The sequence below is a fragment of the Priestia sp. BR_2 genome (assembly GCF_041954005.1).
Classification (GTDB): Bacteria; Bacillota; Bacilli; order Paenibacillales; family Paenibacillaceae; genus Paenibacillus_AQ; species Paenibacillus_AQ lautus_A.
Genome location: NZ_JAVFHM010000338.1, coordinates 151990 through 167258, shown reverse-complemented (window position 1 = coordinate 167258; position 15269 = coordinate 151990). Strand labels below are relative to the sequence as shown.

Here is a 15269-nt window from a genome sequence, read left to right as displayed (position 1 = left end):
ATGATAGCAAAACCCGAGGGAAGCATGTGGAGCGACGACCAGTGGAAAGCCATTGCGCTGTCGGGCGACGATATGCTGGTTGCAGCTGCGGCAGGTTCGGGGAAAACCGCCGTGCTGGTTGAACGGATCATTCGCAAAATCCTGGACGATGCCGCAGGGTTCAGCGTAGATCGGCTGCTTGTGGCTACCTTTACGAAAGCCGCCGCTGCCGAAATGCGGGGACGGATCCGGGAAGCGCTGGACCGTGAGCTGGACCGGGATCCGGACAATGAGCATATCCGGCGTCAGCTCGCTTTGCTTGGCAGAGCGTCGATTACAACGCTGCACTCCTTCTGCATGGAAGTCATTCGGCGATATTATCAGTTAATACCGCTGGATCCGGGATTCCGCATCCTGAACGAACATGAGGCGGATTTAATGCGGCAGGATATGCTGGAGGAGTTGTTCGAAGAGAAATACGGAGAGGCGGAGGGGGACCGGGAAAGCCGGTTTCTGCGCTTGGCGGACTGGTTCAGCGGCGAGCGAACGGACGATGCGCTGTACCGTCTCGTGCAGCGTCTATACGATTTCTCCCGCAGCCATTCATGGCCGTCACACTGGCTTAGAGAGACAGCCGCCGGCTTTCAGGTGGCCGATACGGAAGCCCTTGGTAACACGCCATGGGTCCAGAGCATCTTGGCGGATGCACGCCTGGCTCTGAACGGAGCGGCAGGGCTGCTGCAGCAAGCCAAGGCCATTGCCATGCAGCCTGGAGGGCCAACACCGTATGCGGACAATCTCGATGAGGACTTGCGGCTGGTGGCTTCCCTGCTGGAGGCCATCGATACTTCGCCGTGGGAATCGTTGTACGGCATTTTCCGCGAGGCGTCTTTCGGCAAGCTCAAATCCGTTCGTAAGGATGAGGTGCTGCCGGAGCTGCAGGAGCAGGTCAAGGAACTGCGCGACAACGTGAAGAAAATCGTAAATGAGCTGAAAAATGCATTGTTCGGCCGTCCGGCATCGGAGTTTTTGCGGGAGCTTCACACGGCAGCGCCGCTGATGATGGAGCTGGCCGAGACGGTGATCGCGTTTGGCGAGCGATACCGGGAGGCCAAGGCGGCCAAAGGCATGGTCGACTTTAACGACCTTGAGCATTACTGCCTCCATATACTTCGCCATCCCGATTCCGTGCCGGGACATATGATGCCTTCCGATGCGGCGATGGAATACCGCGAGCAGTTTGATGAAGTGCTGCTGGACGAATATCAAGATACGAACAGCGTGCAGGAAGACATCGTACGATTGATTTCCCGGGAGATGCCGGGCAACCGGTTTATGGTCGGCGACGTGAAGCAGAGTATTTATCGGTTCCGTCTGGCGGAACCGGGACTGTTTCTCGATAAGTACAAGACGTTTTCTTCCGAGACAGGCACGTCCCAAACGGGCATCCGTATTGATCTGGCCCGTAATTTCCGCAGCCGGATGGAAGTGGTGGACGCCGTCAATTTGCTGTTCCGGCAGATCATGAACGAATCGGTAGCCGAGATTGCCTATGATGAACGGGCCGAGCTTGTATGCGGAGCTTCCTTTCCGGAACAGGAAACGAACGGAGGCGCGAATCCCTACATGCCCGAAATGCTGCTGATCGACCGTGCCGGAAAAGGTCCGGAGGAGCAGTCCGATGAATCGGCTTCCGAAGAGGACGGGATTCAGCTTGAGGCTGAGGCGCTCGAAATGGAAACCGCCCAGCTGGAAGCCCGCGCCATCGCACGCAAAATCCGCGAAATGACAGGCGAAAGCGGAAAGCCGCTCATGGTTTACGATAAAGGGTTGAAAACGATGCGGCCCGCAGGGTATGGGGACATGGTCATTTTGCTGCGCTCCGCCATGGTTTGGGCACCGTTAATTATTGAGGAGTTAAGGCAGGAGGGAATACCGGCATTCGGCGAGCAGAACAAGGGATACTTTCAGGCTACGGAAGTGGAGATCATTTTATCGCTGCTGCAGGTGATCGATAATCCGCGGCAGGACATTCCTTTGGCTTCGGTATTGCGCTCGCCCATTCTTGGATTATCCGAGGAAGAGATGGCACAGGTTCGCCTGTGCGCGAAAGGGTCTTATTACGATGCGCTGAAGGCGGCGGTCTCGTTAAGCGTCGCGCCGCCGGTCATGGATCCGGCACGCCCTATGGGCTTCGTCGACGGAAAATGGACGCCGGGCGCAGGACTGGAAGGCCTGGCCGAAGCCGCCGCCGGTCATGAGCTCGTAGCAGGCAGCCATCTTTGGGATGCCCCGCTAACGGCGGAGGGCCATGCTATCGAAATATCGGCGGAGCTTGGCGCCAAACTTGGATTGTTTATGGATCGGCTGCAGCGCTGGCGGCAGGAAGTGCGTCAGGGAAGCCTGAGCGATCTGATCTGGGGGATTTACAGCGAAACCGGATATTTGGATTGGGTTGGCGGCTTGCCCGGCGGCAAGCAGCGTCAGGGCAATCTGACCGCCCTATATGACCGGGCCGTGAAGTATGAACAGGACACAGCCTCCAGAGGGCTCTTCCGTTTTCTGACCTTTATCTCGCGTCTCCGCGAGCGCGGCGGGGATCTTGGCACGGCCGGAGGCACGGAAAGCCAGGGCAACGCGGTGCGCCTGATGACCATTCACAAGAGCAAGGGCCTGGAGTTTCCGGTCGTGTTCGTGGCGGGATTGTCCAAAAATTTCAACCAGCAGGATTTGAACGCCCCCTTCCTGATGCATAAGGAGCTTGGCTTCGGACCGAAGTTCGTGGATGAAGGCATGCGCGTAAGCTACCCGACGCTGCCAAACCTGGCGATTCGGCGCAGATCGCAGCTGGAGCTGCTGGCCGAGGAGATGCGGGTGCTCTACGTTGCGCTTACAAGGCCGAAAGAGAAGATGATCCTGGTCGGCACGGTGAAGGATTTGCCGAAAAAGGTGTCCGCTTGGGCACAGGCCGATTTTAACCCGGAGCAGCTTCTGCCGGATTACGTCCTTGCCCGGGGACGGAGCTACCTGGATTGGATCGGTCCGGCCGTGATACGGCATCCGTCTGCGGGTCTGCTCCGCGGACAGGCGGGATTGCCCGAAGAGACGAGCTCGCGCGCGTTAGCGGCAGACCGATCGCAATGGATATTCTCGATTGAAACGCCGGAATCCCTGGCGCAGGGCATGACCGGCATGAGCGATGACGTTCAGGCGGACAGCGAAAATCGGATGACGAAGCTGAATGCCCTGCGCAGGCTCGAGCCTGTCCCGGAATCTGCGATTGCCGAAGCGGAAAAAGGGGGGACGGATGTTCAGCGGGCTTCCATCGATCAGCGGTTGTCGTGGAATTATCGTTATGAAGCGGTCAGTCAAATATCGGCCAAAACGTCCGTAACGGAGATGAAAAAGCTGCTTGCCCTACAGGACAGCCCCTCCTTGGATTTGCTGGAGGAACGGGCCGTGAAACGCCAGAGCAGGGAACGTATAGACGCAAGCACTTCCTTCACGCTGAGCCTGCGGCGGCCGAAATTTATGGAGTCCACGAAGCTGACGCCCGCCGAGCGGGGAACCGTCTATCATACCATCATGCAGCATCTGCCGCTTCAACGGCTGGAAGACGCAGCAGAACCGACAGCGGAGATCGAAGAAACCATCCGTTACCTGGTGGAAAAGGAGATCATCACCGGTGAGCAGGCTTCCGCGGTGGAAGCAACGGAGATCAGCAGCCTTTTTGCTTGCGGCCTTGGAAAGCGGGTGCTGTCAGCAGAGGATGTCTGGCGCGAGATGCCGTTTTCCTATGCGCTCCCAGCGGCAGAAGCTTATCAGGGTCTGGCTTTTCTGGACCCGATTTCGGAACACACGGCCCAAGGCTTGCCCGCGATGGAGCTGCTTCGGGACGAAACGGTGCTGATCCAAGGGGTTGTGGACTGCATGTTCAGGCATAACGGCCGCCTTGTGCTGCTTGATTATAAGACCGACCGGGTGCTGGAGCATCGCGGCGGCCTGGCGGCCTTGGTTGACCAGTATCGTTTTCAGCTGGACCTGTATGCAAAGGCTTTGGAGGATATTTTAGGCGAGCCTGTGCATGAGAAATGGCTGTACTTTTTTGATGGGGGACATGCCGTACAGGTATAACCTTTCGGTAAGTTATGTTTTGTTAGACGTTTGAAGCGGGAGAGGAGATTATCGATGCGTATTTTGCATACGGGGGACTGGCATCTGGGGCGCACGCTCGAAGGCCGAAGCCGGCTGGCCGAGCAGGAGCGCTTTCTGGATGAGCTGGTTAAGCTGGCGGACGATCAGCAGGCGGACCTGATCCTCATGGCGGGGGATGTTTATGATTCCGTCAATCCGCCTGCGTCAGCCGAGCAGTTGTTTTACGAAGCGGCCGCCAGACTTACGGAGGGAGGCCGCCCCATGGTGGTCATTGCAGGCAACCATGATCAGCCGGAACGGGTTGCATCGGTTACGCCGCTTGTTGCAGCCAGAGGCATCACGCTGATAGGGACACCTATCGCCGATGCGGTAACGGTTGCCGCAGCCCGTACCGGAGAAACGGCCAAGATCGCAGCTCTGCCCTACCCGTCAGAGGCCAGGCTCAACGAGCTGTTATCGGTCGACGGGGATGAGGATCAGCTTCGCCGCGCCTACAGCGAGAGAGTCGGAAAACTGATGAGGATGATGGCAAGGGAATTTTCTCCGCAGACGGTCAATCTGGCGATGAGCCATATCTATGTCCTTGGCGGCGTCGAGAGCGATTCCGAGCGTCCGATTCAAGTCGGGGGAGCGTACACGGTTGATCCGTCGGCACTCGCTGTCGGCGCTGCCTATACGGCGCTGGGTCACCTGCATCGTTCCCAGGCTGTGAAAGGGGAAGGGATGATCCGCTACAGCGGATCCCCGCTGGCCTACAGCTTCTCGGAAGCGGGACAGGCGAAATCGGTGACCATGGTTGACGTATCGCCGGGAGGGGCTCCCATGATTGAGGAGCTGTTTCTCAGCAGCGGCCGCCCGCTCGTCCGATGGAAGGCCAAAGGCGGCTTGGATGAAGTCTACCGCTGGCTGGATGAGGGGCGCGATCCCCAGGCTTTCATTGATCTGGAGGTATCCTTAACGGAGGCCATGGGGCTTGCCGATATTCAGCGGCTGCGCAAGAGCAGGGACGGCATCGTCCACATTCGTCCGGTATACCCGGAGATGGAAGCGTTGGAGCTGGAGAGCGAGCGCTCAAGGCTGCCGCTGCCGGACCTGTTCCGAAAGTTCTACCAACGGCAAACCGGGGGAGCTGAGCCTGAGGATCACCTGGTCGATTTGTTTCTGGAGCTGGTTGAGGAAGAGGAGTCTGAGTCTGACGGCACGGAGGTGAAGTCTTAGAATGAAGCCGATTTTGTTGAAGTTATCCGGACTGCAGAGCTACCGAAGCACGCAGGAGATTGATTTCGAAACGTTGTGCGAAACCGGGCTCTTCGGTATTTTCGGACCGACGGGCAGCGGGAAATCCACGCTGCTGGATGCGATTACCTTAGCCATGTACGGAAAAGTGGAGCGCGCGGTTAACGGAACCCAGGGCATCATGAACCACTCGGAGGACGGTCTGTCCGTCTCCTTTACGTTTGAGTTGTCTTCCGCGGCCGGGCTGGAGCGATACCGGGTAGAGCGCAGGTTCAAACGGGTAAACGAGCTTTCCATCAGCAATACGGTGAGCCGTTTCATTCGCGTTACCCCCGAAGGGGATCAGGTGGTGGCGGATAAATTGGCCGAGGTCACCCGCTGCGTCGAAGAGAAAATCGGGCTCAAAATGGACGATTTTACCCGGGCGGTCGTGCTTCCACAGGGAAAGTTCGCCGAATTCCTTTCCCTGAAGGGGAGCGAACGCCGGCAGATGCTGCAGCGGCTGTTCCATTTGGAACGGTACGGGGATCAGCTTGCGATCAAGCTCAGCCGCCGTGTTAAGGATACGGAGGGTTCTCTGAAATCGGTCGAAGCGGAACAGCAGGGTCTTGGAAGTGCAGGCAAGGAAGCTTTGGCGGAAGCGACTGCGGTGCTGGAACATGCCAAGAAACACGCGGCGTTATCCCGCAATCAACTCCAAGCCGCCATGGAAGCCCATGAAGCTATGGGAAAAATTCGCGAGCTGGATATGGAAAAGCGGCGGCTGCAGGGGAAGCTGGACGAGCTTGCCCAGCATGAGGAAGAGATGCAGCGGTTGGAACGCCGCCTTGAGCTGACAGGGGCTGCGGCCGCCGTACTCCCCGCGCTCGAGGCATGGCGCGAATCCGGCAAGGCATGGGATCAGCGGCGGCGGATTGCCGAAGGGCTCCTGGCGCAAGCCGCGTCCGCCCAGCAGGCGGCCGAGCAGGCGGTGAAGGCGGATGAAGCCGCCCAGGATGCGCTTCGGGCTGAGGAACCGAAGCTGGTGCTTCGGGAGCAGCAGCTGGAGCAGGCCGTTATATTGCAGCGGGAACGCGATGCATTACGGGAAGAACTGGCCAAGCTGGATGCGCAGCGAACGAAAGCGCGCCAAGAGCGCGAAGGGGTAACGGCACTGCTGCATAAGGAGCAGGAGCTGCTCGAACGAGGCCGCAGGCGGCAGGAGGAGCTGCAGGGCAAGCTGAAAGGGCTGGAGACCCGCTCAGGGGAGCGCCAGGCGCTTCATTTGGCGATGCAGAAGGTTCAAGCGCTTGAGGCTGTCCGAAGGCAGAAGCACAAGTCCGAGCTCGAACTGAAATCGCAGGAGGGCAAGCTGAAGGAGCTCGAGGCCAGATTGGGTACCATGCAGAAGCAGGAGCAGGAGCTGCAGCGCGACTACATACAGCTCTCCATGCAGGCTGACAGCTTGCAGCGTGACGCAGCCGAAGCATCGGCAATTGCCGATCGGATCGCCGCCGCCGCAGTCGAGGTAAGCCAGGCGATGAGCCGATCGCTTCGGGACAGACAGCTTCATGCGCTGTCCCTTTCGCTGGCCGCCGAGCTCCGGGCAGGCGAGCCATGTCCCGTGTGCGGAAGTCAGCATCATCCGCAACCGGCCGTTTCGGCAGGACAGCCTGAAGAGACTTTGGATGAGGGCATGGACCGGCTGACGCGGATCACGCATCAAATCCAGGAAGCCAGACTGACCCTGCGGGGGCAGCATAACGAAGCGGAGTCGCTGGCGAGTCAATCGCGTTCGCAGATCGGCACTTTCGCAGACGGCGAATTGATTGACGCGATTTCCTTCAGGCAGAGCGGATCGATGGAAGCCGCGGTATCAGCCATGCCTGTCGCTGAAGGACCGTACGACGCGGAAAAGCTTGTTTCGGATACAGCCTGGCTCATAGAAGCGGCTGATGCTCAAGCTGCTGCCATCGGACAATGCCGAGCGGAAGTTTCCAAGGTGCAGCAGAGTCTCCTGGCATGTCGGCAGGAGCTGATGAAACAGAGCGCCGCGCTGGAGAATGGACAAGCGGCAGAGCACCAGATGCGGGATCAGTTAGCCGGGTTGGAAACCGAAGCTGCGGACATTTTGGCTTCCTGGCAGGAAAACAAGCCGGAATTTCCTTTGGAAGAGGCAGCTGCCCGTTTTCAGCTCATGCAGGAGAAGGACGCGGAATCCGAATCGATTAAGGAAGGGCTCGAGCGCAGCGTTCCATTCATCGAAGAGAAAAAGGAGGCCGTCCTCCGCTTGGAGCAGCAGCTGCTTGAGCTCGAAAAGCTGCAGATTCAATGGGATGCGCAGCGGGAAGGAAAGGCGGATGGCCTGAAGGATAAAGAAGAGCGGCTTCAGGCTTGGATCGGAGACCGGTCGGCCGAGGAAATGCTGGGCGAGTGCAGGTCCAGGATGAAGCTGCTGAAGGATTCCGCGGAACAAGCCAGGAGCGAATGCAGGAAGGCAGAGGAGGCGGCTCGGCATGCAGCCAAGGAAGCGGCGCTTGCGGAACAGGCTGAAATAGCCGCGCAGGAGCAGCACGTGGCTGCCAAGCTTGCCTGGGAGAACCAGCTGGCCGCCTCTCCGTTCGCTACGGAGCATGCCGTCATGGAAGCCTGCTTGACCCCGGAAGAAAGCGAACGATGTGCCCAGCTCGTGAAAGCGCATCGGGACGGGCAGCGGGAATGGACGCTGAGGCTTCGCGACGTCGAGCTGAAGCTTGGCACCCGCCCGTTCCAAGAAGAGGACTGGGAACGGTGCACAGCCGAGCTTCAGGCGGCCCGTGCAACCGACGAGGAAGCGCTGCAGGCGAGAGCCCGGGCGGAGCGGGATTTGGAAGACCTGAACCAGCGTCACGTCCGGTTCATGGAATTGGAAGAGCGGCGCCTAAACCTCCAGCGAGAGAGCGAACGCTTGTCCAAATTGCAGTCCTGCTTGCGCGGCAACGCGTTTGTTGAATATATTGCGGAAGAACAGCTGATGCAGGTGAGCCAGTCGGCCTCCCAGCGTCTTCGCTATTTGACCAAGCAGCGCTACTCGCTTGAGGTGGATTCCGGCGGAGGCTTTGTCATTCGGGACGATGCCAACGGCGGCGTCCGGCGTCCGGTATCCACTTTATCCGGCGGCGAGACGTTCCTGACCTCATTGGCCTTGGCTTTGGCGCTCTCCGCCCAAATCCAGCTGCGCGGGCAATACCCGCTGCAATTCTTTTTCCTCGACGAAGGGTTCGGCACGCTGGATCCGGAGCTGCTGGAGACGGTCATCACCGCGCTTGAGCGCCTCCATACCGATAAGCTAACCGTCGGCATCATCAGCCATGTGCCCGAGCTTCGGGCACGCCTGCCGCGCAAGCTGGTGGTACAGCCGGCGGAACAGGCGGGAGCGGGATCCCGGATTGCAATCGAATCGATGTAGCCGCAAAACATAAGGCGGTGTGATTTAAATCACGGAAACAGCAACAAGGCGCTGTTATAGTACAGATAAGCCGACATATAGAAGAAGCACCGGGCTGGCGCATGATCATGAGAGATTCCTTTCTTTTCCCTTGCTCTCGTGATGAAGCGCCTCCTTACTGGACAGCTGCGTTCCAGGGGTGCTTCTCTTTTTTTATATGGATCATCTTCCATTGATTGGACGCACTGCCCGTTTTCTTATATGATAAAAGCATGTAAACGTATGAAAGGGGTAACCGCGAATGGATTGTGTTTTTTGTAAAATCGTAGAAGGTGAGCTTCCTTCCACGAAGATACTCGAGAATGATAAGGTGCTCGTATTTCAAAACATCAACCCGGAAGCGCCGGTTCATGTCTTGATCATTCCGAAGAAGCATATCGCTTCCATGAACGATATTGGGGATGAGGACCTGCTGCTGATTGGCGAGATGCACAAAGCGGCTAAAGAGGCCGCGGCCAAGCTGGGCATTGCGGAGAGCGGTTATCGGTTAATCAACAACTGTGGTCGCGATGGGGAACAAACGGTGTTCCACGTGCACTATCACCTGATGGGCGGCCGCCGCTTAGGCGCATTAACAGGCATTTCCCCCGCTCATACATAATTTCTTGCATAGGAAGAAATATATCAGCCTCGCAGCGCATGGCCGCCGCGGGGGTGTTTCCATTGCACGGACTATCGTAAATTAAACGCCCAAGGTTGACACCCTATTTCGGTTTGCCCTATAATGAAGTTTGATGAACCGTGTTAATGCTCTTGGACGGTCTGGTCGGAGGGAGGGAAAACTGGTGTCTGAAACTAAAGTTCGCAAAAACGAGACAATTGATGCTGCACTTCGTCGCTTCAAGCGTTCCATTGCTAAAGATGGCGTATTGGCTGAAGTGAAGAAACGCAAGCATTATGAAAAGCCAAGCGTAAAGCGCAAGAAAAAGTCCGAGGCTGCTCGTAAGAGAAAGTTTTAGGAGGATCTGAACTAGCATGAATCTTAGCGAACGATTGAACGAAGATATGAAGCAAGCGATGAAGAGTAAGGACAAGTTCAAACTCTCAACGATTCGAATGGTTCGTTCGACGATAAAAAATCTTGAAATAGATTTGAAACGAAGTTTGGATGACAACGAAGTGCTTGATATTTTTAGTCGTGAAATCAAACAGCGCAAAGATGCCCTCCAAGAATTTGAAAAAGCGGGACGCGACGATCTTGCCGCCGATGCAAAAGCAGAAATTGAGCTCCTTAGCGCCTACCTCCCGGAACAGCTTACTGAAGAAGAAATTAAAGTCATTGTACAGCAGACCATCCAGGAAACCGGTGCTTCTTCAAAAGCCGAGATGGGTAAAGTAATGAGCGCTCTCATGCCGAAAGTTAAAGGGCGTGCAGACGGAAAGCTTGTCAATCAAGTTGTTCAACAATTTCTGTAACAACATAAGTGAAACACCCCTTGTTTTCTCAAGGGGTGTTTTTTCTTTGTCGTGAAGGAGCAGGGCTTGGAGAAGCCGAGCGCCTTGATCGATGGTTTTTTCCATGGATGGGCATACTTTTTGAAACGAAATCGTTTCTGATTCGTAATAACTACCATATGGGTGCAAGTAGATACATATGCTTATGCAAGAGGCAGGCCGCTGAACCTGTTTTGTCGAAATGAAGGTAGAGGTGGCCGAATTAAGTCGAAAAGGAGGGGAAAAGATGAGTAGAAAGTTGTGGATGCGCAGATTCCTGACATTAACGGCAGCGGTCGTGATGATGCTGATATCGATCGGAATGTATGCAGCACCGATGAAATCCGCGATGGCGGCTAACATCGGGTCGGTGTACGTCATTCCGGTGAAGCAGCCGATCGAACGCGGCTTAACCAGCTTTATGGAACGCGGATTTAAGGAAGCCAAAGAGATGGCGGCAGGACTGATCGTCCTGGAAATCGATACGCCGGGCGGTCTTGTCGACCAAGCGGGTGAAATTGCTACCTTGATGAAGGGCAGCGAGATTCCGATCGTGGCTTACATTACGGGCGATGCGGCATCGGCCGGCAGTTACATCGCACTCAATGCAGACAAGATTGCCATGTCCGAGGGCAGCATGATCGGCGCGGCTTATATGGTGGATGCCAGAGGCAATCGGATCGAAGATGCCAAGCTGGTTTCCTGGTGGAAGAGCAAGATGGCAGGAGCTGCCGAAGCGGGTGGTAGAAACAAAGAAATCGCGATGGGCATGGCAGATATCAATCTGAAGGTCGATATGCCTGAAATCGGATTGACGAAACAACCTGGCGAGGGTCTATCCTTGATGCATGATGAAGCGCTGAAGACAGGTTACGCAGACACGATTGCGAACAGCACCGAAGAGGTCATCACATGGATGGACTACTCCACGCAGGACGTATTCCGGATGGAGCCGACGTTCTCGGAGAAGCTGGCTACATTTCTTACGCATCCCGGGGTCATGACGCTGCTGTTGTTCATCGGTATCGCCGGCGTGATTATCGAAGTCATCGTTCCAGGCTTCGGCGTGCCGGGGATTCTTGGCGTGGTTGCATTCGTGCTCTATTTCTTCGGCAACCAGGTGGCCGGATTTGCCGGTTGGGAGACCTGGCTGCTGTTTGTGATCGGTATCGTGATGCTGGCGATGGAGCTGTTTGTGCCAAGCTTCGGGATACTGGGCATCATAGGCTCAGCCAGCTTGATTGCCGGCGTCGTCATGGCGGCCTATAGCACCTCTCATGTTGCTTTGTCCCTTGGGGTTGCAGCGGCATCGGCCCTGGTGGCCATCATTGTGGTTGCCCTCGTATTCAAGGAACGGGGAGTATGGCGCAAGTTCATACTCAGCGACAGCTTATCGAAGGAACAGGGCTATATTCCGAATGAAGACCGGGATGTACTGATCGGCCTGGTCGGAACTTCGATTACGCCGCTTCGGCCGGCTGGGACGATGGAACTTGAGGGACGGCGCCTTGATGTGGTTACCCTCGGCGGATTCATCGATTCCGGCCGACCGGTCCGCGTCATCAAGACGGACGGTACCCGAATTGTGGTAGAGGAAGAAAAAGGGTGAACCTCTGCGCGGAATTGTGTAGTATTAAAAGAGCCCGTGTTTAAACGTTCTGCGTGATGAAGGCAAATATTCAATATTGGAGGGTAAACGAATATGGAATTGGATGGTTCTTTGGTACCGATTCTTCTAATCGGGGTTGTCGCGATTATCCTGCTTAGCGTGTTTTTCAGTTTCTTCCCGTTAATGCTCTGGATCTCGGCGCTCGCTTCCGGCGTGCGCATCGGGATTATTACATTGGTGGCCATGCGCCTGCGGCGCGTAACGCCAAGCCGGATCGTGAATCCGCTCATCAAGGCCACAAAGGCAGGACTTGGTCTTAATATCAACCAGCTGGAGAGTCACTATCTCGCCGGAGGTAACGTAGACCGGGTGGTCAACGCCTTGATTGCAGCCCAGCGCGCGAACATACCGCTTGAGTTTGAAAGAGCTGCGGCGATCGATCTTGCCGGGCGCGATGTTCTGCAGGCGGTTCAAATGAGCGTTAACCCGCGCGTGATCGAGACGCCGGTCGTGGCAGCCGTGGCGAGAGACGGTATTGAAGTGAAGGTTAAAGCCCGCGTGACCGTGCGCGCCAACATCGACCGTTTGGTCGGGGGCGCAGGGGAAGAAACGATCATCGCCCGTGTCGGCGAAGGTATCGTAACCACGGTCGGTTCAAGTAATTCCCATAAAGACGTGCTGGAGAATCCGGATTCGATCTCAAGAACCGTGCTTTCCAAAGGTTTGGATGCTGGGACTGCGTTTGAAATCCTGTCCATCGATATCGCGGACGTCGACGTAGGCAAAAACATCGGTGCTTACTTGCAGACCGAACAGGCGGAAGCCGACAAGCGCATTGCCCAAGCGAAGGCGGAAGAGCGCCGTGCCATGGCGGTAGCGCAAGAGCAGGAGATGAAGGCCCGAGTCGTGGAAATGAGAGCGCGCGTGGTGGAATCGGAATCCCAAGTTCCGCTGGCGATGGCCGAAGCGCTTCGCAGCGGCCAGCTGGGCGTGATGGATTATATGAACCTGAAGAATATCGAAGCCGATACGCAAATGAGAGGTTCCTTCGGTAAGATGGGTGAGAACAATGACAACTCCGGAGACAACAAAACCAAGTAACCACGATGAGGTGAGCCTATAGTGAGCTGGTTAATCGAAAATTTTTACATTGTAGCTGTTATAGGCTTCTTCATCATCTCCGCCCTCGGAAAGCGCGGCAAGAACGCTGAGGACGGGAAAAACCCCCGTATGCCATCCTTCGGCGGCGAAGGGGACCGTCCTGCAAGACCGGGGCAGCAGCGGCCACAGCGGCCTGAAGCAAGACGGGTACAGACCGCTCCGCAAGTCTCCCGTCCGGCACCTGTTCAGGAAAGCCCCCGGATCGACAGGATCGATGAGGAAGAAGCGGATACCGGAAACGGATATTCTCTTGAGCATCAAGAGATTGACCGAATGAAACGAAGGCTTGAAATGAGTTCGAGCCACGACAGTATGGATCATCGAATCGAGATGATGCAGAGGGATCTGGACCGGATCCACTCCCATCTGAATCGGATGACACTCGATATACCGGAAACCGTTGTCGAAATTCACGACGAGGATCAGGAACAGGGCAAGAATGGCCGATCGGTTCTTGCTGAACAGGCTCGAAACGGCATTGTGTGGGCTGAGATATTGGGTCCCCCGCGCGCCAAACGCTCCATGAATCCTCGTCGGTAAACGGCGGCGCGTCTGAGGTGTTCAGTGCCATAGGTTAGGGTAAGTTTTAAGAAATTAGCTGCGATTCATAGATTCTTAGATTCATAGAAGCGGGAGACCGCCTCGTCAGATTTTTGACGGGGCGGTCTTTTTACTTTTCATCTCATAAAACGGCTACCTGGGGCATAAGGTGTACAGTACAGGAAGGGGGAAAGTCTCCATATGTCCCGCATCAGCCGCAAGCTGCAGAAATGGACCCAAGAAATGCTTGATTTGCCACAGGACCTGTTATTTGATTTACCGCGGTTGACCCTGATTGGCAATAAAGAGCTGCATATCGAAAACCATCGCGGAGTCCGGCATTTTTCCGAGGAACGACTTGTGTTGTCATTAACGCAGGGTTCTTTGGAGATTTCCGGGACCGGGCTTGCGATTCAGGCCATTCAAAGCCATGAAGTGACCATCATTGGCACCATTCATAATATTCAATACATAGGATTGGGGGAGAAACCGTGAAGATTCCGACGATGATCCATCTTCGAGGATATTTGAAGCTCGCCGTTCGCGGTGAGCATGTGGAAGCATTCATCAATTCATTGGCGGAGGCCGGGACCCCGGTTTGGGATGTAACACCGACAGGGGCGCATTCAGCAGAGTTTAAGCTGCTGCTGAAAGATTTCAAAGGGCTCCGTCCGCTGTTAAAACGGACAGGCTGCCGTACGCGCATCAAGGAGCGTTTTGGTTATCCTTTTCAAGCACGACGTTTGTTGAAACGCAAAGCGTTTGTTATCGGCGTCGTTGCGTTTTTTATGATCCTGCTGACGCTTTCGTCCATGGTATGGAACGTGGAGGTCGAGGGGAATGAAACGATTGCGTCGGAAGATGTGCTGGATGCGGCCAAACAGGAGGGCATTTATCCGTTTCAATGGATATTTAAGCTGCAATCGATGGACAAGCTGTCCGGGAATTTGACCGTCCGTCTTCCGGGAACCTCTTGGGTAGGGGTGGAACGCAACGGGACGCGCATACGCATTCAGATCGTCGAGGCAGCCGTGCCGGAGAAACCGCCTCTCCAGAGCCCAAGGCATCTGATCAGTACCCAGGACGCGGTAATTACTCACATGTACGCAGAGAAGGGGGTTCCTAAAGTAGGGATCAACAGCCGGGTGAAGAAGGGCGACATTCTGATCTCTGGGGTTCTTGGGGATGAGGAGAACTCGGAAAGAGTCGTAGCCAAGGGGGAAGTGAGAGGCCTGGTATGGCATGAATACGATATCGAAATTCCGTTGGTAAAAACGCATAAGGTCTATACGGGCGAAGGAAAGAAGCGCTCCTATATCGTGTTCGGGGATCATGCCGTTCAGTTGTGGGGCTACGGGGAAATCCCGTATTCGCAGCAGGAGACCCTGACCTTCTATGATCCGCTGACTTGGAGGACGCGCGTGCTGCCGATCGGCTGGATGACGGAAAAAATCATGGAGGTCACCGAGGTCCAGCGGACCATTACCGAGGATGAAGCCAAAAAAGAGGGAATCGAGGGGGCACGCCGCGATATTTTGGCGAAATATGGGACCGATTCAAGATTCGTAAGCCAAAAAATTTTGCATGATAAGAAAGAGAATGGTAAAGTTTATATGAAAGTGCTTTTTGAGGTGGAAGAGACCATCGCGAAAGAACTTCCCATAGTATACGATCAAGGAGAATGAGGCT

The 15269-nt window shown here is 55.8% G+C and carries 11 protein-coding genes; all 11 read left to right on the top strand.

Translation table 11 applies throughout. From position 1 onward, the window contains the following. The 11 genes from addA (at position 1) to yqfD (ending at position 15265) form a co-directional block, all read left to right on the top strand. The gene (gene addA / locus RB298_RS29985) at positions 1 to 4113 is read left to right on the top strand and encodes a helicase-exonuclease AddAB subunit AddA (RefSeq protein ID WP_486050151.1); all 4113 of its coding nucleotides are present in this window, start codon (positions 1 to 3) and stop codon (positions 4111 to 4113) included. Positions 4114 to 4167: 54 nt separating this feature from the next. After that, entirely contained in the window at positions 4168 to 5352 is a 1185-nt protein-coding gene (locus RB298_RS29980; protein WP_486050017.1) for an exonuclease SbcCD subunit D, read from the top strand. A 1-nt stretch (position 5353) separates the two neighbouring features. Next, on the top strand, positions 5354 to 8797 hold the full coding sequence (locus tag RB298_RS29975) for an AAA family ATPase (protein ID WP_486050015.1): 3444 nt from the start codon (positions 5354 to 5356) through the stop codon (positions 8795 to 8797). A 280-nt stretch (positions 8798 to 9077) separates the two neighbouring features. Next, positions 9078 to 9437, top strand: a complete 360-nt coding sequence (locus RB298_RS29970) for a histidine triad nucleotide-binding protein (RefSeq protein ID WP_015734194.1) — start codon at positions 9078 to 9080, stop codon at positions 9435 to 9437. Between the two features lie 184 nt (positions 9438 to 9621). Further along, positions 9622 to 9795 (top strand): 30S ribosomal protein S21, encoded by a 174-nt coding sequence (gene rpsU, locus RB298_RS29965; protein ID WP_005547957.1) that lies wholly within the window; start codon positions 9622 to 9624, stop codon positions 9793 to 9795. 16 nt (positions 9796 to 9811) lie between these two features. Further along, positions 9812 to 10252, top strand: coding sequence for a GatB/YqeY domain-containing protein (locus RB298_RS29960; protein ID WP_006209020.1), 441 nt, complete (start codon positions 9812 to 9814; stop codon positions 10250 to 10252). A gap of 265 nt (positions 10253 to 10517) precedes the next feature. Further along, entirely contained in the window at positions 10518 to 11879 is a 1362-nt protein-coding gene (locus RB298_RS29955) for an NfeD family protein (RefSeq protein ID WP_375121035.1), read from the top strand. A gap of 93 nt (positions 11880 to 11972) precedes the next feature. After that, complete coding sequence (gene floA, locus RB298_RS29950; RefSeq protein ID WP_036666067.1) at positions 11973 to 12980, top strand: flotillin-like protein FloA; 1008 nt, start codon at positions 11973 to 11975, stop codon at positions 12978 to 12980. Positions 12981 to 13001: 21 nt separating this feature from the next. Further along, entirely contained in the window at positions 13002 to 13580 is a 579-nt protein-coding gene (locus tag RB298_RS29945) for a single stranded DNA-binding domain-containing protein (RefSeq protein WP_036666065.1), read from the top strand. Between the two features lie 201 nt (positions 13581 to 13781). Next, positions 13782 to 14075 (top strand): sporulation protein YqfC, encoded by a 294-nt coding sequence (gene yqfC, locus RB298_RS29940; protein WP_009590797.1) that lies wholly within the window; start codon positions 13782 to 13784, stop codon positions 14073 to 14075. Next, positions 14072 to 15265, top strand: a complete 1194-nt coding sequence (gene yqfD, locus RB298_RS29935) for a sporulation protein YqfD (RefSeq protein WP_486050012.1) — start codon at positions 14072 to 14074, stop codon at positions 15263 to 15265. The genes yqfC and yqfD overlap by 4 nt, the downstream gene beginning before the upstream one ends. Positions 15266 to 15269: the final 4 nt, after the last annotated feature.

Excerpts from the sequence above, each read along its gene's own strand:
- RB298_RS29970 (WP_015734194.1), top strand. The coding sequence starts at position 9,078 with ATGGATTGTGTTTTTTGTAAAATCGTAGAAGGTGAGCTTCCTTCCACG.
- RB298_RS29955 (WP_375121035.1), top strand. The coding sequence starts at position 10,518 with ATGAGTAGAAAGTTGTGGATGCGCAGATTCCTGACATTAACGGCAGCG.
- addA (WP_486050151.1), top strand. The coding sequence starts at position 1 with ATGATAGCAAAACCCGAGGGAAGCATGTGGAGCGACGACCAGTGGAAA.
- floA (WP_036666067.1), top strand. The coding sequence starts at position 11,973 with ATGGAATTGGATGGTTCTTTGGTACCGATTCTTCTAATCGGGGTTGTC.
- RB298_RS29960 (WP_006209020.1), top strand. The coding sequence starts at position 9,812 with ATGAATCTTAGCGAACGATTGAACGAAGATATGAAGCAAGCGATGAAG.
- yqfC (WP_009590797.1), top strand. The coding sequence starts at position 13,782 with ATGTCCCGCATCAGCCGCAAGCTGCAGAAATGGACCCAAGAAATGCTT.
- RB298_RS29980 (WP_486050017.1), top strand. The coding sequence starts at position 4,168 with ATGCGTATTTTGCATACGGGGGACTGGCATCTGGGGCGCACGCTCGAA.
- RB298_RS29975 (WP_486050015.1), top strand. The coding sequence starts at position 5,354 with ATGAAGCCGATTTTGTTGAAGTTATCCGGACTGCAGAGCTACCGAAGC.